This is a genomic window from Williamsia sp. DF01-3, assembly GCF_023051145.1.
Lineage (GTDB): Bacteria > Actinomycetota > Actinomycetes > Mycobacteriales > Mycobacteriaceae > Williamsia.
The window spans coordinates 4,940,025-4,964,293 of sequence record NZ_JALKFS010000005.1 but is presented as its reverse complement, the minus strand read 5'-3'; the positions used below and the strand labels follow the sequence as shown (position 1 = coordinate 4,964,293).

Genomic DNA, 24,269 nt, shown 5'->3' with positions numbered 1-24,269 from the left:
TGTTCCCACTGCCGGCACGAATTACTCTCCGATTCGCTACCTTGAGGTCCATGTCGGTAGCGGAGCAGATGGTCAGGGACGAGCGCGCAACAACCGAGGAGGCCCTCGCGGTGTTCGACGCGGCCGAGCCCGTCGAGACAGAGTTCATGATCGGAACCTGGCGCGGCGCGGAACTGCAGACCGGTCACCCGATGGACGGCATGCTCGTCGCCAGCCGCTGGTGGGGCAAGCAGTTCGTCGACGGGGAGACCGTGCACCCGTTGTTGTTCCCGACCGCGGACGGCAGGGCTCTGTGGGCGCTGGACCCCAAGCGCCTCCCGGTGAGCGTGCTGCTCAACGCTCCGTTGCCGTCGCTGGAGAACCGCTCACTCGGCGGACTGGTGAACGCCGCACGCCCGTTGTTGCAGACCAAGAAGCCGAAGACCAGCTCGGCGGCCACCCAGACCGTCCGGAAGGAACACGTCGTGATCGCCGACATCGCAGACCTGCTCGCTCATGTGGCACGTCTGCGTGAAGGGCGTGAACGGATCATCATCGGGGTGGTCGGGGAGCCGGGCAGCGGTAAGAGCACCGTTTCCAAGGCGCTGATCGACCGGCTGGATGCCGCGGCGGTCATCGTGCCGATGGACGGCTTCCATCTGGCGAACAACGAACTGCAGCGTCTCGGACGCGCCGACCGGAAAGGCGCGATCGACACCTTCGACGCACACGGATACGTCAACCTCGTGCAGCGCCTGCGGGCGCGGGCCGAGTCCGTGGTCTACGCGCCCGACTACGTCCGCGACATCGAGGAAGCCATCGCCGGGGCCATTGCCATCCCCAGCGATATGCCGGTGATCATCACCGAGGGCAACTACCTGCTGGCGAGGGACGAACCGTGGAGCGGTCTCCGCGAACTCGTCGACGAGCTCTGGTATCTCGACACACCCGCGGATGTCCGGTTGGAACGACTCATCAAGCGGCACATCCGTTTCGGGAAGACCCCGGAGCAGGCGAGGCGGTGGGCGCTCGGGCCGGATGAGACCAACGCGCGGTTCATCCGAGGGACCCGGGAGGCCGCGGATCAGACGATCGACGTGCTCGCGTTCAGTCGCTCTCTGTAAGCGATCGGGCGCGGGGACGGGTCAGCGAGTAGTCCGCCAGGTCCGGGGCACCGAGATGACTCTTGAGGGTGGCCAGATCGAACGGCCACAGATCGACACTGCCGTCCTCCTTGAAGTACCAGCTCTGGCACCCGGTGTTCCACACCGTCGGTTCCAGCGCCTTGCGCACCTCGGCGTTGAACCGATCCGTGGCAGAGGTGGTCACCTCGACGGTGGCCATCTCACCGCGGGCATGCTTTTCGACCCACGCCACGATGTGGTCGCACGTCAATTCCGCGGCCGTCTGCAGGTGAATACTGCCCACCGGACTGTTGGGTCCGAGGATGGTGAAGAAGTTCGGAAAGCCAGGAATGCTTGTCATCGCGAACGCATGCGGGCCCGAATCCCAGGCTTGATCGATGGTGATGCCGTCGCGGCCGGTTACCGACATCGGCCGCATGTAGTTGTGGGCTCGGAATCCGGTGGCCAGAACGATCACGTCGAGATCGTGATGCCGCCCGTCGACGGTGACGATGCCGGTGCGGTCGACATGATCGATCCGATCGGTGATCACCTCTACGTTGGGGCGTGAGATGGCGCGAAAGTAGTTGCCCGACAACACCTGCCGCTTGCACAACGGCTGATAGTCGGGCCGGAGGCGTTCGCGGAGTTCCCTGTCGCGGATCAGGTACAGGCAGAGCCGCGCGTAGGTCTGGACGGCGGTGCGTTTGAATCCCGGATGGATGGTGAGGTCGGTGAACAGTGCACTGGCACGCACGGAAGCCCGATACGAGGCCTGCGCGGCGGACGGAAACCGGTTGAACAAAGCCGTCAAGAACTTCGGCTGCCGCACTGTGGTGGGCGCCCACAACACCCACTGAGGTGTGCGCTGAAAGACCGCAAGCGATCGGACCGTCGGGGCCAAGGCGCCGGTGATCTGCACACCGGTGGATCCGCCGCCGATGACGGCGACCCGCTTGCCGTCGGTCTCGAGGTCGGGGTCCCACCGTGCGGTGTGCACCACTTTGCCGGTGAAGTCGTCGAGACCGGGGATGTCGGGTGTGTTCGGATGATGGAGAACACCGGTGGCGGCGACGAGGAAGTCGGCGGTGAGCCGGTCGCCGGCAGCGGTGTCGACATGCCATCGACCGTCGCGGAAGGAGGCGTCGGTGACCTCGGTGTCGAGCCGAATGTGCGGCCAGAGGTCGTGGGTGTCGGCGACGTCGCGGTGGTAGCGGTGGATGTCGTCTCGCGCCGAGAAGACCTTCGGCCAGTCGGTCTTGTTCTGGAACGAATACCGATACAGCAGCGACGGCACGTCGCACGCCAGCCCGGGGTAGCGGTTCCAAAACCACACCCCGCCAACGTCACTGCCCTTCTCCAGGATGGTGAAGTCGTCGAAACCGGCTGCCTTGAGCTTGACTCCCATCGCGAGTCCGGACATGCCCGCACCGATCACCACGACGCGGGGGTTGCTCACCCCACCGCGCATCTACGTGCCATCGATCTGGAAACCCACCTTGCGAAAGTACTCTTCGAAACCCTCGATGTGGTCACCGAGGTGATGCAAAAGCTTCGCGGTGTCGTGTTCCCACTGTGTCGTCTTGAGTCCTTGGATCTCCACCGCCCATGGCAGTACGGCCCGGCCACCATCGGCCACCACGTAGGTGAACCGGTCGACGAGAGCGCCGCACCAGAAGAAGTCGGCAAACGCGAGACGAACCCGGCTGTCCGACAGCACCTTCGACCATTCGTATGTGCGGTCGTGCGCGCGTTCGCCGTGGTGTTCGAAGTCCAGGCTCATGCCCCAGCCCACCGTGAGGCTGATGTCGGGCTTGTACGACGCCGTGGCGTAGTGGGTGTTGACTTCGAGGCGGTAACCGTCTTTCGAGACGGTCCCGGCGAGCCAATCGTGATAGCTCGGGCCCTGGTGTTTGATCACGTACCAGTCGTCGGGGTCGGAGGCCTGGACGATGCGCCGGAACTCATCGAGTCTCACTGCGCGTTGCCCGCTCTACTTTCCCTCGTCCGACAGTCGGGCGAGGTTGCTCTTGGCTTCCTCGAGTACCTGATTCGCCTCGGCGTCGGGCTCGGACAGGGCGTTGCCCTTTTCGCGGAGGTCATCGATGAAGCGTTGTGTCTGATCGGCGAGTTCGGTACTCCCGTGGTCGAGCGCACGCTGCCGCGTCCGTTCCGCCTCTTCGATGAGAGCTGTGATTTCCGGATGCAAAGTCATGTTCACGATGGTTCCACAGAGCGTGCACTGGTTCGAGCGGATCGCCGAATAGATTGTCGATCGACGGGGCTGGGTAGTCGGACGCTAGGCAACGGTGTCACCGCGGAGGCGTCGTTGATCAGGCGCCCCCGGTATCACAACATATGGCAGGGGCGCCGCCTCATGTCGACGCGTCGGTCCGAACTAGCGTGCGCCAGACGGATGGTCGTTCTCGACCAATTGACGCGCGATCTCGTGCAGGCGGACGTTGGATTCCTGAGACAGCCTGCGCAGCAACTCGAATGCCTGGATGGCGTTGACGCTGTAGCGCTCCATGATCATGCCCTTGGCCTGCCCGATGGTGTCGCGGCTGGCCAGTGCGCTACGGAACTGTTCGCCTCGTTGCAGCGCACTCCAGACGGTCGCGGCGTGTGCCGAGAAGATATAGCCGAGGTCGCGTGATTCCTGATCGAACGCGTCCGAGACGTCGGAATACAGGTTGAGTGCACCGACGGTGTCACGGGTGGTGAACAGCTGAAATGCCGCAATGGACTGAATTGGAGTCTGATCGAGCGCGTCGCTCCGGAACGATGGCCATCTGGTCTCTTCACGCAGGTGGCTGATGTAGTAGCTGTCGTGTTCGACCGCAGCGTCGTAACAGGGCCCCTCGCGATGCTTCTGCTGGAGCGAATCGAGCGTGCGGGGGTACTCGTGAGTGGCTGCCGGCGTGGCGACGTCCCGGTTGTGCGTGGAAACCACGGTGATCCCGGCGTAGGTCGCGCCCGGGATGTGGTCGACTGCGTTGTTGATGAGTTCGCGGAGCGCTGTCGCGGAATCGCTTGGCAGATGCTCGTTCATCTCGCGCGCGAGTTCTGCGATCTTCCTGTACGCATCATTGTTTGCGGTGCTCATTGCTAGAGCTCCATCCGTCACCACCGAGCCACTTGCGCGATATGAATCGAACTGTAGTCCTGTCCGCTACTCGGTGACGGCTATTGCGCGGTCGATGCACTGCATGAGGTCCGTGGTCGTGTCCTGGGTGTGCATCCACCGACGGAAGCCGTACTCCACGGCTGCGAGGACCCGGCAGACAGCGACACCTGGTCGGTAGTCCACGGCCGGGTCCGATTCCATGCGCAGCGCGGCGATGCCGATGAGCCGAGCGCGGTCCTCTTCAGTGATCAGCGCGACGCGGTCGAGGATCCCGGGCACCGATGAGATCACCGATCGCCATTGCTGCAATTCCGACTGGTCGGTGTCAGCGGTCTGGGTTCGTATCGCGTCGACGAGGGCCCGCGTGACCGGCTCGTCGTCCGGTTGCCCTTCGAATCCGTCGACGATTGCTGCGCTGCTTGCGCGAAGCGGCCTCAGGAGCAGGTCTTCCTTGTTCGGTACGTGCCGGTAGTACGTGCTCGGGGAGACGCCTGCGGCAGCCGCGATCTCGTCGGTGCTGACGCGAGTGAAACCGCGTTCGCTGAACAGGCGCAAGGCTGCGGCGTCGATGTCTCGACGCACTCGGGCACGCTGCTTTGCCCGCAAAGTGGTACCCACCACCTCATTGTCACACCTTGTGCGATGTTCGATCAATCTGATAGTAACTGTCATATAGATAGTTACCGTCAGAGGGGTGGGGTATGGACGAGTTCGATGTGGTGGTTGTCGGTTCTGGTGCGGCGGGGATGGCTGCGGCGATCACAGCGGCGGCCCGAGGTCTGAGCGTGGTGATCGTCGAGAAGTCGCAGTTCTGGGGCGGCTCGACTGCTCGATCGGGAGGCGGTATCTGGATCCCGGGCGATGACGTCCTCAGGCGGCAGGCACCCGCCGACGATGTCGAGTCGGCGCGCACGTACCTGCACACCATCATCGGTGGGCGGGTGAGTGACGACCGTATCGACGCGTTTGTCGATCGAGGTGCCGAAGCGCTCCGCTTCTTGACCGCACATTCCGGACTTGATCTGCAATGGGTTCGGGGCTACTGCGACTACCATCCCGAGCAGCCTGGGGGCCGTGCGGCTGGAAGGTCATGTGAACCGCGGCCCTTCGACGCACGCGCGCTTGGTCCAGACCTCGCCACGTTGCAGCCGTTTTACACCCGAACCCCGATGAATGTTGTTGTGCAGCAATCTGACTACCGATGGCTCAGCACAGGCCTACGCCATTGGCGCGGCCCGGCGCGGATGGTCCGAGTCGCCGGGCGAACCGCATGGGCGCGAATCCGCGGGCAAAAACTTGTCGGGTTGGGTGGGGCTCTGGCGGGGTCGTTGATGGTGGGAGTTCGGCAGGCCGAAGTACCAGTCCTGTTGGGAACCGCAGTGACGGAACTGATCTCGAGCGGTAGTGCGGTGACTGGAGTCGAGCTGGGTGACGGATCCGCGATCTCAGCCCGACGTGGTGTTGTGCTGGCGTGCGGCGGGTTCGATCACAACCAGGCTCTGCGGGATATACATCATCGAGCCCCGGCGGGGCCGGCGTTGTCGATCGGTGCGGCGACGAACACCGGTGACGGAATCGTTGCCGCGCAACAAGTCGGCGCGGCAACCGATCTCATGGACGACGCCTGGTGGGCTCCGTCCATCCCGCTCCCCAAAGGCCCTTGGTTTGCGCTATCAGAACGCTCGCTGCCACGCAGCATCATGGTCAACGAGCGTGGCCGACGCTTCATGAACGAATCTCTGCCCTACGTCGAGGCGACTCATCGGATGTTCGGTGGAACCCACGGAGTAGGAAGCGGGCCGGCCGAGAACTTGCCTGCCTGGCTGATCTTCGATCAGACGTATCGGAATCGCTACATGTTCGCCGGTAGGCCTGCGCGATCTCCGCTTCCGCGGTCGTGGTTCGCGAACGGCGCGTTGTCGAGTGCCGACACAATCGAGCAACCCGCCACCGAAGTGGGGATCTCATCGGCGAACCTCGCCGCGACCATCGAACGTTTCAACACCGCCGCTCGGGTGGGCGTGGACAACGACTTCGGTCGTGGAGTCTCGGCCTATGACCACTACTACGGCGACATCACCAACAAACCCAACCCGAGCCTCGGCGAGATCAACACGCCGCCCTTCTATGCCGCCCGTATGGTGCCCGCGGATCTCGGGACCAAGGGTGGAATTGTCACCGATGCCAATGCTCGTGCATTGCGCTCAGATGGGCAGCCGATCTTGGGGCTCTACGCGGTGGGGAACACCTCGGCCGCGGTGATGGGGCACACCTATGCCGGTCCTGGGGCGACCATCGGACCTGCGTTGGTCTTCGGATTCTTGGCGGCGCTCCACCTTGCCGGTGAGCAGGGGTAGTCGTGAAGAATCCACCAACATCGTCCCCGTGAGGGTGCCTCGAGGGCATATTCCCCTTGGTTGACGCTGTCGGGGATGAAATTGATGCTCAGCCGCTCTTCTGAAGGTCCTCACGTACGAGACAGATGTTCGCCAGATCGTCGAGGGGTAAGGCCAGTACCCGGGCCAGTGCGGCGATGGTGGTGAACGCCGGTGTCGGCATTCGGCCGGTCTCGATCTTGCGGAGTGTTTCCGGCGATATGGCCGCTTCTTGCGCGACTTCGATGAGGGTTCGGTCGCCTCTGGCCTGACGCAGATATGCACCCAGGCGCTGGCCGGTGGCGACTTGGGCTGGAGTCAAGGGGAGGCGGACCATGCGGCGAGTCTACCTGGGTCGGTATGAAAATACCGACCAGACGGTTAGGCTGGTATTTAAATACCGAAGTTGTGTTTGCGAGAGGGATATCTGTGCTGGAACTGAAGACGCCACGGGAGATCGAGGCGATGCGTGTCACCGGGTTGTTCATCGCCGAACTGCTCGATGACCTCGCCGGGCGCGCTGCCCCAGGGGTGAACCTCCTCGATCTCGAACATCGTGCCCGTCGCCTGATCGACGAGCGCGGCGCCACGTCGTGCTACTGGGACTACTCGCCGTCGTTCGGTCGCGGGCCGTTCCGTAACGTCATCTGTCTGTCGGTCAATGATGCTGTGCTGCACGGACTGCCGCATGACTACGTGCTGCGCGATGGCGATCTGCTGAGCATGGACATCGCGGTGTCGATCGACGGGTGGGTTGCCGATTCGGCGCGGAGCCTGATCGTCGGTACCCCGCGTCCTGAGGACGAGCGGCTCATCGAAGCCACCGAAACGGCTCTCGCCGCAGGGATCGCCGCTGCAGTCACCGGCAATCGCCTGGGGGACATCTCGGCAGCAATCGGCGGCGTGGCAACAGATTTTGGCTATCTCGTGAACACCGAGTTCGGTGGGCACGGACTCGGACGCACCATGCATGAAGACCCGCATGTATCGAATGTGGGACGGGCAGGACGGGGTCTCAAACTGAAGCCCGGGTTGACGCTCGCACTCGAACCCTGGCTGGCGCAGGGCACCGACAAGATCGTCTACGACAAAGACGGTTGGACCATTCGTTCAGCCGATGGGTCGCGTACTGCTCACAGTGAACACACGATTGCCGTGACTGACGATGGGCCGGTGATCCTGACGAGTCTGGGGCGGGATAGGGCATCTGCGAAGTAGGGCGAGCGGGGCGAGTGGCCCTTGGTGGAGCCGATGACGGGAATCGAACCCGCGTATGCAGCTTGGGAAGCTGCCGTTCTGCCATTGAACTACATCGGCGTGCGGCGTTGGCCGCGAGAGCGATGTTAACAGGCGTGCCCGGCGGTGGTGGTCGGCGCTCGGTCTGACGGATTGTCAGACTTCGAACCTATGATCGAATCGTGAGTTGGGCGGGGGCCACCACGATGGACGCTGTGGCGTCAGAGTTGTTGTCGCGAGGGCAATCTGGGGTTCGCGAGGTGAATCGGGCGTGGGCTCAGCGGCTGCATGACGGTCTCGAGTACTACCGGTACGTTTCGAGCAACGACGACGAGAGCGGCACTCGGGCGGCTGCGTGCGAGATCGCGGTCGCCTGGCGATGTACCACCGGGCAGGCCGACCATCTGCTGCGGTGCCGGCGATTGCTCGACCATCTGCCGTCGCTGGCGGACGCGTTTGCCTGTGGCGAGCTGAGCATCGAGAAGCTCAAGGCGCTGTATCACCGCGCTTCCCGCGGTTATCGGGACGCCCTGATGGATCTGGACGGTGTGCTCGCCGAAGACGCAATGCTGTTGGGTGACAACTCCTTCGCCGAGGAACTGGACCGGCATCTGATGCCGTTCGAGCCGGATGCAGCCGACGATGGTGACCTCGTGGATCCGACGCGGCGGGTGGTGGTGCGTCGGCGCGCAGGTGGGATGGCAAGCCTGATCGCAGCATGTTCTGCGGAGGAAGCAATCCGGGCCAAGGCGCAGCTGGAGGAGATGGCGCCCGACGGGCTGCGCCGTGCCCGCAGACAAATGCGAACTCGACCACATCGTCCCGTTCAACCATGCCAACCCGTCGGCCGGTGGATGGACCACCGAAGCGAACCTCGAATGCCTGTGCAAGGAGCACCACGACATGAAGACCCGCGGGATCATCCGGGTGGTCCTGCGCGGCAACCGGACGATCTGGTTCAGCACCCGCGCCGGCCAAAAAGTCGCGACCAAAGCTGCGGTCCGCTAGATGACGCCCGAGAAATCGAGCTGCGCCAACCGCTCTGGATCGGCCACGATGTTCATCGCCACCACACGGCCATCGGACACCGTGAACGCGGCAACCGACGACACAGTGTCACCGGTGAAGGCCAGCACACCGATGCCGCCGTTCATGCGCACCATCTGCGTCCGCTCGGTGAACCGCTGAAATGTGATCGCGCCCCGGGCAGCAGCCTCGGCGCCCAACACCTCAACAGGTGCGCGGTCCGCGGCCACGTCGGTACGGATGACGATGTTCGGATCCAGCACAGCCATCAGCGCCTCCAGATCGCCACCCCGAGCCGCAGCCGTGAAGGCCTCCACCACCCGCCGCTGTTCAGCCAGCCCCTGCGACCGCGGCGTCGCCCCCTGCACCCGAGAACGTGCACGACTCGCCAACTTCCGGGCCGCCGCCGGCGTCTTGCCCACAATCGGCGCCACTTCATCGAATGGCATCGCGAACAGATCATGCAGGACAAACGCCAAACGCTCACCAGGGCTCAGCGTCTCCAACACCACCAACAACGCAACACTCACCGAATCGGCCAGCACCGCCTGGCCCTCCGGATCGTCGGCCGCATCCAGCGGAGCCAGGATCGGGTCGGGCACATGGGCGATCTCCAGTGGCTCCTCCTGACGAGTCCGCCTCGACCGCAACATGTTCAAACACACCCGCGACGTGATCGTGGTGAACCAGCCCCCGATGTTCGAGATCTCATCGGTGTCGGCGCCGGCCACCTTCAGCCAGGTCTCCTGGACAGCATCCTCGGCCTCGCTGAGCGAACCCAGCATGCGATAGGCCACCGCTCGCAAATGCCCGCGATTCGCCTCGAACTCGGTGAGCAGAAAATCGTTCGTCTCCATCGGTCACATTCCCCTTCTCCGTCGTGTCAGAGCTATGAACCGCCCGACACGGCCGATGTGACAAAACATCGCCGCCCCGATGAAGGAGTCCGCAATGACCGCGCGTATGACCAACCCCGCCACCGTCCTGCCGCAGGCGACAAAAGCCATCCCGCACCTGTTCGGCGCGATGGACCAAGGCGGTCTGTCGGCCTCACTCCGCGAAATCCTCGCACTGCGGGTCAGCCAGATCAACGGCTGCGCCGCATGCGTTCACGCCCACGCCAAGAACCTGATGGCGGAAGAGGAAAGCGACGACCGCATCACCACCGTGGCCGTCTGGCGCGAATCGCCCTTCTTCACCGAACCCGAACGCGCCGCGCTCAACCTCGCCGAGTACGCCACCCGCCTGGCCGACTCCCGTGGCCACGCCGTACCCGACCCCGTCTGGGACGAAGCCGCCGACAACTTCGACGAGAAGGAACTGTCGGCGATCATCTTGCTGATCGCCACCACGAACTTCTTCAACCGCATCAACGTGACGATCCAGGAACCAGCAGGCACCACCTGGTGAGCACACCCTGGCAGCTAACCTCTTCGTGTGCTGCTCTCCGACCGCGACATCCGCGCCCAGATCGCTGATGGCCGCCTGGCCATCGAGCCCTTCGACCCCGTGCTGGTGCAACCCTCCAGCATCGACGTCCGGCTCGATGGCCTGTTCCGGGTGTTCAACAACACCCGGTACACCCACATCGACCCCGCCCAGCGCCAGGACGATCTGACGACGCTGGTCGAGCGTGAAGAAGGGGAACCGTTTGTCCTACACCCCGGCGAGTTCGTCCTCGGGTCAACGCTCGAGGTCTGCACCCTGCCCGACGACCTCGCGGGCCGACTCGAGGGCAAGTCGTCGCTCGGCCGCCTCGGACTGCTGACCCACTCGACCGCCGGGTTCATCGACCCGGGCTTCACCGGACACATCACGTTGGAGCTGTCGAACGTCGCCAACCTGCCGATCACCCTCTGGCCGGGCATGAAAATCGGTCAGCTGTGCCTCATCAAGCTGTCCAGCCCGGCAGAGTTCCCCTACGGCAGTGCTTCGGTCGGCTCCAAGTACCAGGGGCAGCGCGGACCGACCCCGTCGAAGGCCTACCTGAACTTTTCGCACGACTGACCCTTACACGTCACCTGAACCACCCCGGCGCGACAGACATACTCCGTACGCAGATGGGTATGACCACGGGTATGAAGGTGACAGTTTTCGGTTGTGGCTATCTCGGCGCCACTCACGCAGCATGTATGGCCGAACTCGGACACGAAGTCCTCGGTGTGGACGTGGACGAAGCGAAAATCGCGACGCTCGTCGCCGGCGAACTGCCCTTCTACGAACCCGGACTGGTCGAGGTCTTGCGCCGCAACATCGACAACGGACGTCTGCGCTTCACCACCGACTACGACGAAGCGGCGGACTTCGCAGCCATTCACTTCCTCGGGGTCGGAACGCCCCAGAAGAAGGGGGAGTACGCCGCTGACCTCCAACACGTCTACAGCATGGTCGACGAGCTCGCGCCGCGCCTCCGGGGCGAGCACCTCATCATCGGGAAATCCACGGTGCCGGTGGGAACCGCCGCCGATCTGCAACGCCGCGCCACCGCGGGAGCGCACGAATCGACAACGATCGAGGTCGCCTGGAACCCCGAGTTCCTACGCGAGGGTTTCGCGATCCAGGACACCCTGCACCCCGACCGCATCGTGCTGGGCACAGATCGCTCCAATGCTGACAGCCACGCCGAGAAGCTGGTGCGCGAACTCTACGCAGACCTGCTCGCCGAGGAGATCCCTTTCCTGCACACCGACCTGGCGACCGCCGAATTGGTCAAGGTCTCGGCGAACGCCTTTCTCGCAACCAAGATCTCGTTCATCAACGCCATCAGTGAGGTGTGTGAGGCGAGCGGGGCCGACGTGTCGATGCTGGCCGACGCCATCGGGTACGACAATCGCATAGGCCGCCGATTCCTGAACGCCGGACTGGGTTTCGGGGGCGGCTGTCTCCCGAAAGACATCCGGGCGTTCATGGCCCGGGCCGGCGAACTCGGCGCCGACCAGGCGTTGACCTTCCTACGCGAGGTCGATTCGATCAACATGCGTCGCCGCACAGCCATGGTGGAACTGACAACAAAGGTGTGTGGCGGCAGTCTGTTGGGGGCCAACATCGCCGTTCTCGGCGCGGCATTCAAACCGGAGAGCGACGACGTCCGCGACTCGCCTGCACTGAACGTCGCGGGTCAACTGCAGTTGCAGGGTGCCACCGTGAATGTCTTCGACCCCAAGGCAATCGACAACTCACGCAAGGTGTTCCCGACGCTCACCTACGCCGCGTCCGCGCGCGAGGCCTGTGAGCACGCCGACGCCGTCCTCGTTCTCACCGAATGGGCCGAGTTCGTGCACATGGAGCCCGATGAGCTCGCACCTGTGGTGCGCAAGACCAACATCGTCGACGGCAGGCGATGCCTGAACGCCGGCCAGTGGATCGCGGCCGGATGGCAGTACCACGCGCTCGGCGGCAACACCAACACCGAGGTGGCAGAACTGGTCAGTCCGTAGCGTTGCGGAGGTAGTCGTCGAGCTGATGGGCGAGATCGCGGTCGAGGGCACGGTCGAGTGCGCTGTGGGCCGAGATGGTCGCGGTGCGGCGCATCTCTCCGATCAACTCTGCGGCCCAGTCGCTTTCGGAACCCTCCGAGGGAACCCAGCCCTCACCACGTTCGGATTCGACCACGTCGCGGCCGGCCGAGATGAGGGTGGAGGCGACAGCGGCCATCTCCTTCTCGACCTTGCCGTGGACGTCGAGGATCTTCGACAGCGTCAAACCCAGTTTGGTGAGCCGTCCGAAGGCGTAGACCGTCTCGCGGTCGCGCAACACGTAGTCGTCACCGGCGGCTTCGATCAGCCCGAATTCTTCGAGCCTCTTGTAGTGAGACGGGTTGCGAGAGTTCAGCAATGACTTGAGGGCCTCGGCCGAGATGGTCTCCGATCGCGCCTTCGACCACGGTTCGGTGACCACCTCCCGGATCCCCAGGACGTCGACGAGGTCGTCGCCGCGTTGCACACCCAGGAGGAAGTCGGCGATGTGCCGGATCGTGAAGCCGCGGTGCAGCAGGTCGTTGATCACCTTGAGCCGGGCGAGATGGGTGTCGGTGTAGATCGCGATCCGTCCGCGACGCGTGGGGCGGGGCAGCAGCCCGCGGTCCTGATACCCACGCACATTGCGCGTGGTGGTTCCCGCGGCGCGTGCGAGGTCGTCGATCCGGTACTCGGTCACCCCGAGATTCTAAACCGGCGCTGTAATTGCCAGTTCTAAACGTGACATTGACAAATGGCACAATTGACGGTGACACTCAGCAAGTGCAACAGAACACGTCGCTATTGGGGCCGGTGCTGCAACCGTCTCGGAGGTCGCAGGCGCTGGTGAGGGCTGCGTCCACGGTCCTTCGGCCTCTTGCCGAAGTCATTCCCGACAACCGCGCCGGCGTCGCGTTCACCAGGGCGGTGGTTGCGGCGTCCATGATGGCGGGCGACTCACCACAGGGAGTCAAGGTCGCGCGTGTGCACAACGGCGGCGTAGTCGGTGAGTGGATTCGACCGCGCCAGATCCGCGGACAGCAGGTGATCCTCTACCTGCACGGCAGTGGGTACGCCATCTGTTCCACCCGCACACACCGCGCGCTGGTGTCCCGGCTGGCCCGCTACTCCCGGCTGCCTGCGTTCTCGGTCGAGTACCGCCTCGCCCCGGAACACGTCTATCCGGCCGCTGCCGATGACGTGGCCGCCGCCTACGAGTGGCTCATGCGGCAGGGTTACGACGCAAACGACATCGTGATAGCGGGGGACTCCGCCGGCGGACATCTGGCTCTCGACCTGGTGGCCGAGAACGAGCGGGCGGGTCGACCACAACCGCGCGCGGTGGTCTTGTTCTCCCCGCTGCTCGACCTGACACTCGATCTGGCCGCACGCCAGGAACGGACCCGTCCGGACCCGATCATCTCCGCGGCCGCGGCGAAGAGATTGGTGAGCCTCTACACCGCGGAGCAACCGGACGATCTACCACGGCTGCGCCTGGAGCTCGACGAATCAAAACATCTGCCGCCGTTCATGATCCAGGCAGGAGGGTTCGAGATGCTGCGCGGCGACGCCGAGGAGATGGCACGAATGCTGCGGGTTGCCGGCGCCGACTGCCATCTGCAGATCTGGCCGGGGCAGCTCCACGTGTTCCAGGCCTTTGCCCGCCTCGTCCCCGAAGCGCGACTGGCACTGCGCGATGCGGCCACATTCATCACCAAGACGCCGGTGACACAGCGGCGCACGGTGCCAGCCGACAGCACCGACCGACCTGTGGTTCGGGTCGGCATCGACGACTGACCGGGTGCTGGTATCTCACCGAGGACTACACCGCGGGGGCGGCTGAACAAGACATACAGGACGGTCCCGTGCAGAATGGCCATCGAATGGTTGCTACTGGTGAATGACGACGAGGAGGTCGGGAGCAGTGATCTGGCTCGACCCATCTCTTCTGCGCACGGTTCGTGACCTCCTACACTCGGCATCCGGCCAGGTCGGACCGGCGTTTGCCCTGATCGATCTCGACGATGGCGGTCTGCGAGGTGCCGCGGTCGACTCCGCCACCGGACAATGTCTGATGCAGCTCGACGACCATGACCTGCAGGGCAGGGCTTTCGACCGCTCGGTGGCCGACTACCTGGTTCGCACCGGCAAGGCCCCGATGCCCGAGAACGCCGAGTGGGCACGTGAACTGCTCGACCTCATGACCAAGGCCCGCTCGGCGCTCAGCCGTTCGGACGGGACGTTCGTGATGGGCCACGAGTACGTCGGCATGCTGCGGGTGACCCGGACCGACCTCGACGATGCCCTGGCTCCCGCGGTGGCGCGTGCGGTCAGCGTGGCACGATCGATTGCCGCCGGCTCACCTGCCCCGGTCACGGCCGTGGTCCTGATGCCAGACCACGTGATCTGGCCCGGTCTGCAAGCGGCACTGACCACCGGACTGCATGACCTGCCCGTCCTGGCGATGCACGCGGACGTCCCGCTGGCGGTACCGGGACGGCATGCGCGTCCGGCGCCGGTCGTCGAACCGGAACCCCAGCTCGTGCAAGAAGCCGAACCGGCACCACCGCCCGTGGACAACCGGCGCCAGAACCGACTTGTGCTGATCGGTGCGGCGCTGATCGCCGGCCTGATCGTCGTCGGCGGCGCCACCCTGGTGGCCGCGCCGTGGAGCGAAGACACCGGTCAACCGCAGTCTCAGCGGTATCTGCGCTCCCCGGAGACAAGCACGGCGGTGTCGGCAACGCCTGCCCCCGCGCAGTCGCCGAGCACCCCGTCATCGGCCCCGACCACAACCCCGCCGCCCCTGCCGCCGATCAACACCGAAGCCGCGCTCGCCCCGGTGATGCGCTACACAGCACCCCCGCCGCCTCCTCCGCCGACGACAACACGTCGCCCGGCACGGCCTGCGCCGAACACGATCCCCAACCCCATCCCGGGGTTGCCTCCGATTCTGCTGCCCTGAGTCAGGGTGCGACGCCTCGGCTGATCAGATCGAGGGTCTGGGCGTAGATGAACTCCCAGTGGTTGGTGGTGTCGGGAGGCCCGGCTCCATCGAGCTCCAGACTCACGGCGCCGTGCACACAGGACCAGATCTGCAGCGTGAGGTCCATCGGCTCCCCGGCCCGGATGGTGCCCGCGGCCTGTCCGTAACGAACGATTTCGGTGAGCGCACCGAGGGCTGCTTCTCCGACTTCGCCTTCGGGCGCGCACTGGCCCGAGAACATGAGCCGGTAGAGCGTCGGTGACTTGTGCGCGAAGGCGCGGTAGGTGTGACCGGCGCGGTTCAACCTGACGTCGGCGTCGGAGTCGACAACGCTGCTGATCATCTTTCGCAGCTGCGAAAACCCTTCCGTGACAAGGGCATTGATCAAACCATCCTTGCCGTCGAAGTGGTTGTAGACACCCATCGGCGCGACCTTGGCTTCTGACGCCACCGCGCGCACCGTCAGGCCGCGCACGCCATGAGTGTCCAGTACGCGCAGGGCGGCATTGAGGAGCAACCCCCGGACATCTCCGGCAGGGGTCCGTGATGCCGTCCTTGGCGATTTCGATGCCACGCAGTCGATCCTTTCACACCACTTGCACGATCCCTCTTGACATTGCAGTAGCACGCTGTTCTTCTTGTAAAGAACAACGTACTACAACACTAGAACAGCATCCTATTTCAGGAGAGAGTCGATGAGAAAGACAGAGCTGGTCGAACACAAGACCGCTGCCCGGTCGCGCAATCGCTGGTGGGGTCTGGTCGCCCTCTGTGGCGCCGTGCTCTTGGTGATGATCGACAACACCATCGTCAACGTTGCGCTGCCGACCATCAGTCGGGACCTCGGCGCGAGCAACTCGGGACTGCAGTGGGTGGTGGACGCCTACACCCTCACATTTGCCGGCTTACTGCTCACCGCAGGCCATTTCGCTGACCGGTTCGGCCGCCGCAAGGTACTGGTCATCGGCGTCGTCGGGTTCGCGGCGGTGTCGGTGCTCGCTGCCGAATCGAGCTCGCTCGGCCAGCTCATCGCCGCGCGTGCGGGGCTCGGATTGTTTGCCGCACTGGTCTTTCCGGCCACTCTGGCCATCCTGATCGGCATCTTTCCCGATCTCAAGGAGCGTGCCATCGCAGTCGGCATCTGGGCCGGCACCACCGGTATCGCCGTGGCCATCGGTCCCGTGCTCGGAGGTTGGCTGCTCGAGCACTACTCGTGGTCGTCGGTGTTCTGGGTCAATCTGCCGATCGCCGCAGCAGTGCTCGTCGGTGTCTACCTGGCGGTGCCCAGTGGCGGCAAGGCCCAGCCGGGTCCGTTCGACCTCACCGGCGCGGTAACGTCTATCGCGGGCGTGACCCTGCTGGTCTACACCCTGATCGAGGGGCCGAATCACGGGTGGGGATCGCTGCAGACCATTGGTGGTTTCATCGGCGCGGCAGCGCTTTGATCGGTTTCGTGTACGTCGAACTGTGCTCGCGCCATCCCATCCTGGACGTGCGCCTGTTCAACAACCGGCCGTTCGCCGTGGCCTCGGGGCTGATCGCGGTCGCATTCTTCAGCCTGTTCGGGTTCATCTTCCTGATCACCCAGTACTTCCAGGCCGTGAAGGGCTACGGCCCGCTGGAGGCCGGACTGCGCACCCTGCCGTTCGCGATCGTGATGGCCGCATTCTCGCCGCTCGCGATGGTGTTCGCCCGCAAGCTGGGACCCGGGCGGGTTGCGGCCCTTGGATCACTGACGATGGCCGCAGGATTCGCGTTGGTTCTCCTTGCAGGCAAAGACGCCTCTTACTGGGGGCTGATCATCTGGTCGATGAGCCTGATGGCAGCGGGCCTTGCCCTGGTGCAGGGGCCGGCCACCAACATCATCACCAATTCCCTTGCACCGGAGCAGGCAGGCGCGGGCTCGGCGGTCAACGACGTGACGCGTGAGATCGGCGGCACCCTCGGGGTTGCCGTGCTCGGCTCGGTGCTGTCATCGGTCTACACATCGGGGATCGGCGACAAGCTCGATGGCAGCGGTCTGCCCCCGGAAGCCCTTGCTGCATCCAAGGAATCGGTGATGGCCGGTGTGCAGGTCGCCTCGGCCATCCCGGGTCCCGGCGGTCAGCAGATGCTCGGGGTCATCCGCGACGCGTTTGTCGACGGGCTGCACGGTTCGGTGGTGGTGGCCGCCGTTGCTGCGGGCTTCGCTGCGCCGATCGCGTGGATCACCCTGCGGACCAGACAACTCGGTGCCGCCGTCGTGGTGGAGGACGATGCGCGTCAGGCGGAGTACTCGTAGCCGTCCTTGAGGGCTTTGCGCAGAGACAGGATCGACTCCACCCGGCTGGTCGGTCGGAGGTAGGGCGAATCGCCTTGAGCGTTGATGTAGTAGGTGTTCGACCCGGCGCAGCGCGGACTAGCAAAGACCGTGCTGCGCACCTTCTTGCGCATCTTCTCGACGAACTCTTCGGTCTGCTCATCGGTTGCGCTCACCCGGCCCGCGCCGGACTCGACGGCTTTGGCGACAACCCGCACCGCGTGGGTGACGCAGAGTTCGATGGTGTCGAACCACGAGAACCCGATCACGCCGTAGGGTCCCGGCGCCAGGAAAAGGTTGGGGAAGTCCGGGACGGTGATGCCCTCGTAGGCATGCATACGTTCCGAATCCCAGGTGTCGCCGAGATCCTGGCCGCCGACTCCGCGGATCGTGTACGGCAGATCGAAGATCTTGAAGCCGGTTGCGAGGATGAGCGCATCGATCTCAAGACTTCGGCCATCGGCGAACACGATTCCGCTACCGGTGATCTCGGTGATGGGCGACGTCTCCAGGTCGACGTTGTCGCGGTTGAACGTCGGGAAGTAGTCGTTGGAGAACGACGGACGTTTGCAGGCGTAGCCGTAGTGCGGGGTGAGCTTGGTGCGCAGCTCGGGGTCTTTGACCTGACCCCGCAGATGACGCAGGCAGAGCTTCTCCATTCCCCGAGTGATGGCGGGCAACTGCTTGTTGTAGACCACGCCGAGTGTCTCGGCGATCTCGAACGTCGAGTCGATCAGAAAACGCGGCAGCAACTGCAGTTTCGGCGCGAACCGGTACACACCGCGCAGGCGGTCCGGGATCGGCGCGTTCGGTTTGGGCAACACCCAGATGGCCGTGCGCTGCACCACGGTCAGGTGCTCGACGTCGGGTGCGATGGTGGGGATGATCTGGATGCCGGTGGCTCCGGTGCCGATGATGGCGACCCGCTTGCCCGTCAGGTCGTAATCGTGGTCCCAGGATGCCGATCGCAGAACCTTCCCCGAGAAGTTCTCCAGGCCGGGCAGCGCGGGCGTGGCCGGGGTGGACAGCGCGCCGTGGCAACTGATCAGGAACCGGGCGGTGACGGTCTCGCCGGTTGCGGTGGTGACGGTCCACAGATCGGTGGTCTCGTCGAAATCGGCCGCGGTCACCGCGGTGCCGAACCGGATGTGCTCACGGATCCCGAACCGCTCGGCGATGTCGCGGGCGTACTGCAGCAGTTCCGATCCCGGCGCGAACACCGCAGACCAATCCGGGTTGAGCGCGAACTTGTAGGAGTAGGTGACCGAGGGGATGTCCACCTCGACACCGGGATACTGATTGGCCAGCCAGGTGCCGCCGACGTCGTCGTTGCGGTCGAAGATCACGTAGTCGTCGATTCCGCGTTCCTGCAACTTGATCCCGGCAGCGAGCCCGCCGAATCCGGCACCCACGATGGCGACGGTGAATTGAGGTTCGGGCACGATGATGTTCTCCGTTGCTGTTCGGGTTCAGAGGTCGAGACGAAGGTGGTCACCCTCGGCCCGCGAGACGCAGGTGAGCATCACACCGGCGTCGCGTTCTGGTTCGGTGAGGATGTTGTCGCGGTGTTCGACCTTGCCTTCGAGCACCCGGACCTTGCAGGTGCCGCAGAAGCCCTGCTGGCACGAGTACGGCACCGACGGCAGAACCCGGCGGACCGCCGCCAGCGTCGATTCGGTGGCACCGACCGCAACGTCACCGTCGGTGCTGTCCAGGGTCACCCGGAATGGCCGACCGTCGAGAACCGGTGGTGGAGAGAACCTCTCGAAGTGCAGTTCGATGTCGGCTCTGCCCGCCAGCGCGGCACGAATGGAGTTCAGCATGGGGACGGGGCCGCAGCAGTACACGGACGTTCCGGGAAGCCCCGGTGAGTCGGCGTCGTCCCCACCGAGAAGATCATGTGCGGTGGGGATGCCGTCGGTGTCGTCGGTGCGCACCGTGATCCGGTCACCGTAGCGGGCCAGTTCTTCGACGAAGGGCAGGGAGTCGACGCTGCGGCCGGTGTACACCATCGACCAGTCCAGGCCCAACCGCTCGGCGGCCTGCAGCATCGGCAGGATCGGGGTGATGCCGATGCCGCCTGCAATGAATCGCAGCCGGCGTGCCGGCGACCCATGACCGGGCAGTGCAAGGGGAAAGGCGTTGCGCGGACCCTTGATCCGCAGCAGGTCACCGACCCGGAGCTGGTCATGGACCTCTACCGATCCGCCACCACCGTCTGGTATCCGCCGCACGGCGATCCGGTAATGGTCACGATCGGCGGGGTCACCGCACAGCGAGTACTCACGCATGCGGCCGGACGGCAGCAGCAGGTCGAGGTGAGCGCCGGCGTACCACGGTGTGAGTTCGCCGCCGTCGGGGTCGGCGAGGGTCAGGGCCACCACGTTCTCGTCCTCGGCCACCACTTCGCGGCCGATGATGCGCACCGTGGTGACGCGGTGGACCTCTTTCGGCACAGGCGTTTTGGTGAGCGTGCTCCACAGCGGGAACCACACCTTGCCGAGCAATGTCGCGATCCGCATGGCCGGGTCGTGCTGATACCGGTTGTACAGATGCGGCGGCGGCGCCGTCATCGACGTCGTGTGCGGGTGGTGGCGCTGATTCATGGGTGTGCGGTCCGGGCCGCAGGTGAGGTCGCAAGGTAGGCGACGGCCTGGGCCGTCGACCCCACCTCCATCGGTGAGAAGTCGCGCCGGAAGTAGCTGAACGTGGCGAAAACGATGGACCGAAGGGTGGGCAGCAGCCCGTTTCGGGCGCCGGAGAACCATCCCAGCCACAACCGGGGGTAGCTCACCTTGCCTGCCGGGTCTCCGTGGGCGATGAAGCGGATGCCGCGGTGGATGACAAAGAGCAACGCCGGCAGAGCAACCAGCATGGCCCGGCCGCGTTTGAGGTAGCTGTCGCCGAAGTAGGTGGCCACATCGTGTGCCACACAACGATGTTCCACCTCTTCGGCGCCGTGCCACCGGAAGAGGTCGGCCATCATGGGGTCGGCGCCGTGCTCGTCCCACTTGTTGTTCAGGGCGAAGTCACCGAGTACGGCGGTGTAGTGCTCGATGGCGGCGATCAGCCAGAGCCGCTCGACGAGGTGTTTGTACCGGGCCTTCGCAGTGCCCTTCTCGGAGGGGCCGAGGATCTTTCGGAAGATCCACTCCATCTGGCGCTGGAACGGCCGCGGGTCGAGACCGTTCTCGTCGAGGAACTCCCACAGAACGCGGTCGTGGGCTTCGGCGTGCATCGCCTCCTGCCCGATGAAACCGCGCATCGCCGCCGCGAGTACCTCGTCCTTCACCAGGGGCAGCGCCTCGTTGTACGTCTGCACAAACCAGCGTTCGCCCTCTGGCAGCAGCAGATTGAGCATGCTGATCACATTGGACGACACCGGGTGGTTCGGAATCCAGTGCAGCGGGGTGTTCTTCCACTCGAACTCGACGTTGCGGGCGTGCAGCTCAACTGGTCCCGGGTCAAAAGCGTGGGTCATCGCGGTCTCCTGTTCAGAACAACTTTGCGCGGGCCATGAGACGCGAGAGCCCGGGTGTGAAGCGGTAGATGCGATACCAGGCGTGCGCCTCTGGAGTCACCGGTACCACCGCCTTGTTGTTCTCGATCGCCCCGAGGATCGCGGACGCCACCTTGTCCGGCGTGTAGCCGCGGCGGCGGTACATCCCACTCATCCTGTCGCGCAACTGTTGTTGCGTGTCCGCGGTGGACCCGGCGAACTCGGTGGCCGCGACGATGTTGGTGTCGACGATGCCGGGACAGATGGCCGAGACCCCGATGTGATGCTCGGCCAGCTGGGCCCGGAGGGATTCGCTGAACATCAGCACCCCGGCCTTGGTGGCCGCGTAGCTGCCGAGGCCTTGCTGTGGTGTGAACGCAGCTGCCGAGGCCAGGTTGACGATCTGGCCGCCGAGCCCGCGTTCCACCATCGCCCGGCCGAAGACCTGGCTGCCGGTGATGACCCCGAGGAGATTGATGTCGATCAGTCGCCGGATCTGTTCGTCGCTGGCGTCGAGGGCGTGCCCGGCGAAACCGATGCCGGCATTGTTGATCACGATGTCGGCAACTCCGTGGCGCTTGGACACGTCGTCGGCGAATGTGGCGAATGCGTCCTGGTCGGCCACGTCGAGCCGGTAGGCAGTGGCCAGTCCGCCGCTGGAAGTGATTGCGGCAGCAGTGGTCTCGGCTGCATCGAGGTTGATGTCCGCCACGATGACCTCGGCACCGTTGCGGGCGAGCAGAATTGCCGTCTCTTTGCCGATTCCGCTGCCCGCGCCGGTGATCACCGCGAGTTTGCCGGACACAGAGGTGTTCTCACCTTGCCGGCGGGCACGCTCGATGACCGGCGACACCTCACCCCCGCGGATCGTCTCGATGAAGTCGCCCGCGATCTCCGCGAGATAACCGGGGTTCGTGTAGGGCAGCCAGTGGCCGGTCTCGGTGTCGCGGCGCCACAGCTTGTCCGTGTAACGCGGCGTGTTGGCGAAGATCGCCTTTCGCAGAGCGATGTCGCGCGTGTTCACCACCTCGAACACCGGAACGGTGGTGCTGCGTGGATCCGGATTCGCCAGTCGCGGACGGATGTTGGCACGGTAGTACCGCAATCCCGACACCGCATCGGCACGGAACGTCGGTGCGAAGGTGAGGTTCGCCGGGTCGGTGCCTTCGACGGCGGTGAGCAGCCGTTGCCACGTCGCGGGGTGCATGGCCGCGCCGAACAGGGCTTTGGGTACCACCGGGAGCTGGAACACCGCCGTGTAGCTCGACGACACGAGCTGAGAGACCGCCTGTCCCACGGACTTCGGGGTGGGTCGACGCAGTCGCTCGCGGGTCCATTCGCCGAGGTGGTCCAGATTGGGTCCGGACACCGAGATGAACGAGGCGATCCGGTCGTCGGCGCCGGGTGTGCACACGGCTTCCCAGGTCTGTACCGAACCCCAGTCGTGCGCGAGGACGTGAACGGCCACGCCGGGGCTGACCTCGTCGATCACCGCGAAGAGATCGGCTGCCAACTCGGGGAGCCGGTAGGCGGCATCGCCGTCCGGCTTGGCGCTCTCGCCGTAGCCGCGGGTGTCGTAGGCCACCACGTGATAGCGCTCGGCGAGGATCGGCGCCACCGACTGCCACAGGTGGTGGGTGTCGGGCCATCCGTGCACGAGCACCACGGTCGGATGGTCGGATGACCGCTCGCCCAGCTCGAACACGGCCAGCTCCACGCCGTCGCGGATCACGGTGCGTGACCGCCAGGCGGGCTCGGCGGCCCTCTGGTTGCTGTCGATAGCAGTCATCAACTCCCCCTTGAGTGATTGAGTGAGTTAGACGTTACCAGTCGTCACACTTAAATCAAGAGGTCCTGAGCTGCGGTTATGTACTTCTACTGCTTGTAACTGGCCAAGAAGTTGCCCATTCGCTGCACCGCGTCACCGAGATCGCGCGACCACGGCAGTGTGACGATGCGGAAATGGTCGGGGTTGGGCCAGTTGAAACCGGTGCCGTGCACAACGAGGATCTTCTCGCGGACCAGGAGGTCGAGGACGAACTTCTCGTCGTCGTGGATCTCGTGCACCTCGGGGTCCAGGCGTGGGAAAGCGTAGAGCGCGCCCATCGGCTTCACACAGCTCACGCCGGGGATCTCGTTGAGCTTCTCCCACGTGATGTCGCGTTGTTCCAGGAGCCGCCCGCCGGGCAGGACAAGATCCTCGATGCTCTGGTACCCGCCGAGCGCGACCTGGATGGCGTGCTGACCCGGAACGTTGGAACACAGGCGGGTCGACGCCAGCATCTTCATGCCGTCGATGAAGCCCTTTGCGTGGTCCTTCGGCCCGGTGATGGCCACCCATCCGGCCCGGTAACCGCAGACGCGATAGGCCTTGGACAGGCCGTTGAAGGTGAGGCACAGCAGGTCCGGCGCCAGCGACGCGAGATTGATGTGCTCTGCGTCGTCGTAGAGGATCTTGTCGTAGATCTCGTCGGCCAGGAGCAGCAGCGAGTGCTTGCGGGCCAATTCGACCAGCTGCGTGAGCACTTCACGTTTGTAGACCGCCCCGGTCGGGTTGTTTGGGTTGATCACCAGCAGCGCCTTGGTGCGCGGGGTGATCTTCGACTCGATATCCGCGATGTCGGGGTTCCAGTCGTTCTTCTCGTCGCAGAGGTAGTGAACCGCCTTGCCCCCGGACAGCGCCGTCATCGCGGTCCACAGCGGGTAGTCGGGGGAGGGGATCAGCACCTCGTCGCCGTCGTCGAGCAACGCCTGCATGGTCATGGTGATCAACTCGGATACACCGTTGCCCAAGATCACGTCGTCGACGTCGAAGTACGGGAAGTCCGGAATCAGTTCGTAGCGGGTGACCACCGCGCGACGAGCCGGCAGTACCCCCAGGGATTCGCTGTACCCCTGCGAGTACGGCAACGCGTGGATCATGTCGCGCATGATCACGTCCGGCGCCTCGAAACCGAACTGGGCAGGATTGCCGATGTTCAGCTTCAGGATCCGATGCCCCTCCGCCTCCAGGCGAGCGGCGTGGGCCGTCACCGGTCCGCGGATCTCATAGGCGACGTTGCGGAGCTTCGCCGATTGCTCGAGTGGTTTGAGGTCGCGGTACACCGTCGACACGTGTGGTCTGCTCACCTGCTTATGGTGCCAGCCTTTCGCAAATCGTTTT

25 protein-coding genes, 1 tRNA gene and 1 pseudogene are annotated in these 24,269 nt (G+C 64.6%); 10 read left to right on the top strand and 17 right to left on the bottom strand.

What is annotated here, in order from left to right:
* The first annotated feature begins 50 nt into the window (after window positions 1-50).
* Window positions 51-1,103 carry a nucleoside/nucleotide kinase family protein gene (locus MVA47_RS25290; protein WP_247210338.1) on the top strand — a complete coding sequence of 351 codons (1,053 nt, stop codon included), beginning with the start codon at window positions 51-53 and terminating at the stop codon, window positions 1,101-1,103.
* Here MVA47_RS25290 and MVA47_RS25285 read toward each other — a convergent pair.
* The 5 genes from MVA47_RS25285 to MVA47_RS25265 form a co-directional block, all read right to left on the bottom strand.
* A complete protein-coding gene (locus MVA47_RS25285; RefSeq protein ID WP_247210337.1) occupies window positions 1,087-2,574 on the bottom strand; it encodes an NAD(P)/FAD-dependent oxidoreductase in 1,488 nt (495 codons plus the stop codon). The genes MVA47_RS25290 and MVA47_RS25285 overlap by 17 nt on opposite strands.
* Window positions 2,575-3,081, bottom strand: coding sequence for a hypothetical protein (locus MVA47_RS25280; RefSeq protein ID WP_023960101.1), 507 nt, complete (start codon window positions 3,079-3,081; stop codon window positions 2,575-2,577).
* A 15-nt stretch (window positions 3,082-3,096) separates the two neighbouring features.
* Window positions 3,097-3,318: a hypothetical protein gene (locus MVA47_RS25275; protein WP_030175790.1), complete on the bottom strand. Its 222-nt coding sequence runs from the start codon at window positions 3,316-3,318 to the stop codon at window positions 3,097-3,099.
* A gap of 183 nt (window positions 3,319-3,501) precedes the next feature.
* Window positions 3,502-4,209, bottom strand: a complete 708-nt coding sequence (locus MVA47_RS25270) for a GAF and ANTAR domain-containing protein (RefSeq protein ID WP_247210336.1) — start codon at window positions 4,207-4,209, stop codon at window positions 3,502-3,504.
* Between the two features lie 66 nt (window positions 4,210-4,275).
* Window positions 4,276-4,848: a TetR/AcrR family transcriptional regulator gene (locus MVA47_RS25265; RefSeq protein WP_247210335.1), complete on the bottom strand. Its 573-nt coding sequence runs from the start codon at window positions 4,846-4,848 to the stop codon at window positions 4,276-4,278.
* An 83-nt stretch (window positions 4,849-4,931) separates the two neighbouring features.
* On the opposite strand from MVA47_RS25265, the gene kstD reads away from it, so the two are divergent.
* On the top strand, window positions 4,932-6,587 hold the full coding sequence (gene kstD, locus MVA47_RS25260) for a 3-oxosteroid 1-dehydrogenase (RefSeq protein ID WP_247210334.1): 1,656 nt from the start codon (window positions 4,932-4,934) through the stop codon (window positions 6,585-6,587).
* Between the two features lie 88 nt (window positions 6,588-6,675).
* Here the strand turns inward: kstD and MVA47_RS25255 are convergent, their stop codons facing one another.
* A complete protein-coding gene (locus MVA47_RS25255) occupies window positions 6,676-6,942 on the bottom strand; it encodes a helix-turn-helix domain-containing protein (protein WP_247210333.1) in 267 nt (88 codons plus the stop codon).
* Between the two features lie 92 nt (window positions 6,943-7,034).
* Here MVA47_RS25255 and map point away from each other — a divergent pair, with 92 nt between their 5' ends.
* A complete protein-coding gene (gene map / locus MVA47_RS25250) occupies window positions 7,035-7,823 on the top strand; it encodes a type I methionyl aminopeptidase (protein WP_247210332.1) in 789 nt (262 codons plus the stop codon).
* Window positions 7,824-7,848: 25 nt separating this feature from the next.
* Here map and MVA47_RS25245 read toward each other — a convergent pair.
* Window positions 7,849-7,922 (bottom strand) — tRNA-Gly (locus MVA47_RS25245).
* Between the two features lie 140 nt (window positions 7,923-8,062).
* Window positions 8,063-8,452 (bottom strand): hypothetical protein, encoded by a 390-nt coding sequence (locus MVA47_RS25240; RefSeq protein WP_247210331.1) that lies wholly within the window; start codon window positions 8,450-8,452, stop codon window positions 8,063-8,065.
* Between the two features lie 175 nt (window positions 8,453-8,627).
* Between MVA47_RS25240 and MVA47_RS25235 the strand changes: the two genes are divergently transcribed.
* Window positions 8,628-8,849 carry an HNH endonuclease gene (locus tag MVA47_RS25235; RefSeq protein WP_247210330.1) on the top strand — a complete coding sequence of 74 codons (222 nt, stop codon included), beginning with the start codon at window positions 8,628-8,630 and terminating at the stop codon, window positions 8,847-8,849.
* Here MVA47_RS25235 and MVA47_RS25230 read toward each other — a convergent pair.
* Window positions 8,846-9,724 carry a sigma-70 family RNA polymerase sigma factor gene (locus MVA47_RS25230; RefSeq protein WP_247210329.1) on the bottom strand — a complete coding sequence of 293 codons (879 nt, stop codon included), beginning with the start codon at window positions 9,722-9,724 and terminating at the stop codon, window positions 8,846-8,848. The two genes, MVA47_RS25235 and MVA47_RS25230, sit on opposite strands and share 4 nt — an antisense overlap.
* Window positions 9,725-9,818: 94 nt before the next feature.
* Here MVA47_RS25230 and MVA47_RS26850 point away from each other — a divergent pair, with 94 nt between their 5' ends.
* The 3 genes from MVA47_RS26850 to MVA47_RS25210 all read left to right on the top strand — a co-directional run bounded on the left by MVA47_RS26850 (window position 9,819) and on the right by MVA47_RS25210 (window position 12,304).
* Window positions 9,819-10,277: a carboxymuconolactone decarboxylase family protein gene (locus MVA47_RS26850; protein ID WP_281504879.1), complete on the top strand. Its 459-nt coding sequence runs from the start codon at window positions 9,819-9,821 to the stop codon at window positions 10,275-10,277.
* 27 nt (window positions 10,278-10,304) lie between these two features.
* Window positions 10,305-10,874: a dCTP deaminase gene (gene dcd, locus MVA47_RS25215; RefSeq protein WP_023960087.1), complete on the top strand. Its 570-nt coding sequence runs from the start codon at window positions 10,305-10,307 to the stop codon at window positions 10,872-10,874.
* Window positions 10,875-10,945: 71 nt separating this feature from the next.
* Window positions 10,946-12,304, top strand: a complete 1,359-nt coding sequence (locus MVA47_RS25210; protein ID WP_247211068.1) for a UDP-glucose/GDP-mannose dehydrogenase family protein — start codon at window positions 10,946-10,948, stop codon at window positions 12,302-12,304.
* On the opposite strand, the gene MVA47_RS25205 is transcribed toward MVA47_RS25210, so the two are convergent.
* Entirely contained in the window at window positions 12,294-13,022 is a 729-nt protein-coding gene (locus MVA47_RS25205) for a MerR family transcriptional regulator (RefSeq protein WP_247210328.1), read from the bottom strand. The genes MVA47_RS25210 and MVA47_RS25205 overlap by 11 nt on opposite strands.
* A gap of 83 nt (window positions 13,023-13,105) precedes the next feature.
* Between MVA47_RS25205 and MVA47_RS25200 the strand changes: the two genes are divergently transcribed.
* Window positions 13,106-14,119, top strand: coding sequence for an alpha/beta hydrolase (locus MVA47_RS25200; protein ID WP_247210327.1), 1,014 nt, complete (start codon window positions 13,106-13,108; stop codon window positions 14,117-14,119).
* A 172-nt stretch (window positions 14,120-14,291) separates the two neighbouring features.
* On the opposite strand, the gene MVA47_RS27355 is transcribed toward MVA47_RS25200, so the two are convergent.
* Window positions 14,292-14,414, bottom strand: coding sequence for a hypothetical protein (locus tag MVA47_RS27355; protein ID WP_374474318.1), 123 nt, complete (start codon window positions 14,412-14,414; stop codon window positions 14,292-14,294).
* Window positions 14,415-14,723: 309 nt separating this feature from the next.
* Here MVA47_RS27355 and MVA47_RS27350 point away from each other — a divergent pair, with 309 nt between their 5' ends.
* Window positions 14,724-15,287, top strand: coding sequence for a hypothetical protein (locus tag MVA47_RS27350; protein ID WP_374474314.1), 564 nt, complete (start codon window positions 14,724-14,726; stop codon window positions 15,285-15,287).
* A gap of 1 nt (window position 15,288) precedes the next feature.
* On the opposite strand, the gene MVA47_RS25190 is transcribed toward MVA47_RS27350, so the two are convergent.
* Window positions 15,289-15,882: a TetR/AcrR family transcriptional regulator gene (locus MVA47_RS25190; RefSeq protein WP_062796968.1), complete on the bottom strand. Its 594-nt coding sequence runs from the start codon at window positions 15,880-15,882 to the stop codon at window positions 15,289-15,291.
* A gap of 121 nt (window positions 15,883-16,003) precedes the next feature.
* Between MVA47_RS25190 and MVA47_RS25185 the strand changes: the two are divergent.
* Window positions 16,004-17,589 (top strand): annotated as a pseudogene (locus MVA47_RS25185) (MFS transporter).
* Here MVA47_RS25185 and MVA47_RS25180 read toward each other — a convergent pair.
* From MVA47_RS25180 to MVA47_RS25160, 5 genes are all read right to left on the bottom strand, one after another.
* A complete protein-coding gene (locus tag MVA47_RS25180) occupies window positions 17,571-19,049 on the bottom strand; it encodes an NAD(P)/FAD-dependent oxidoreductase (RefSeq protein WP_247210325.1) in 1,479 nt (492 codons plus the stop codon). The pseudogene MVA47_RS25185 and the gene MVA47_RS25180 overlap by 19 nt on opposite strands.
* Window positions 19,050-19,076: 27 nt before the next feature.
* Complete coding sequence (locus tag MVA47_RS25175; RefSeq protein ID WP_247210324.1) at window positions 19,077-20,213, bottom strand: PDR/VanB family oxidoreductase; 1,137 nt, start codon at window positions 20,211-20,213, stop codon at window positions 19,077-19,079.
* On the bottom strand, window positions 20,210-21,088 hold the full coding sequence (locus MVA47_RS25170; protein ID WP_062796975.1) for a metal-dependent hydrolase: 879 nt from the start codon (window positions 21,086-21,088) through the stop codon (window positions 20,210-20,212). The genes MVA47_RS25175 and MVA47_RS25170 overlap by 4 nt, the downstream gene beginning before the upstream one ends.
* Before the next feature lie 13 nt (window positions 21,089-21,101).
* Window positions 21,102-22,895: an SDR family oxidoreductase gene (locus MVA47_RS25165; RefSeq protein ID WP_247210323.1), complete on the bottom strand. Its 1,794-nt coding sequence runs from the start codon at window positions 22,893-22,895 to the stop codon at window positions 21,102-21,104.
* 86 nt (window positions 22,896-22,981) lie between these two features.
* The gene (locus MVA47_RS25160; RefSeq protein ID WP_247210322.1) at window positions 22,982-24,235 is read right to left on the bottom strand and encodes a pyridoxal phosphate-dependent aminotransferase; all 1,254 of its coding nucleotides are present in this window, start codon (window positions 24,233-24,235) and stop codon (window positions 22,982-22,984) included.
* Window positions 24,236-24,269 lie beyond the last annotated feature (34 nt).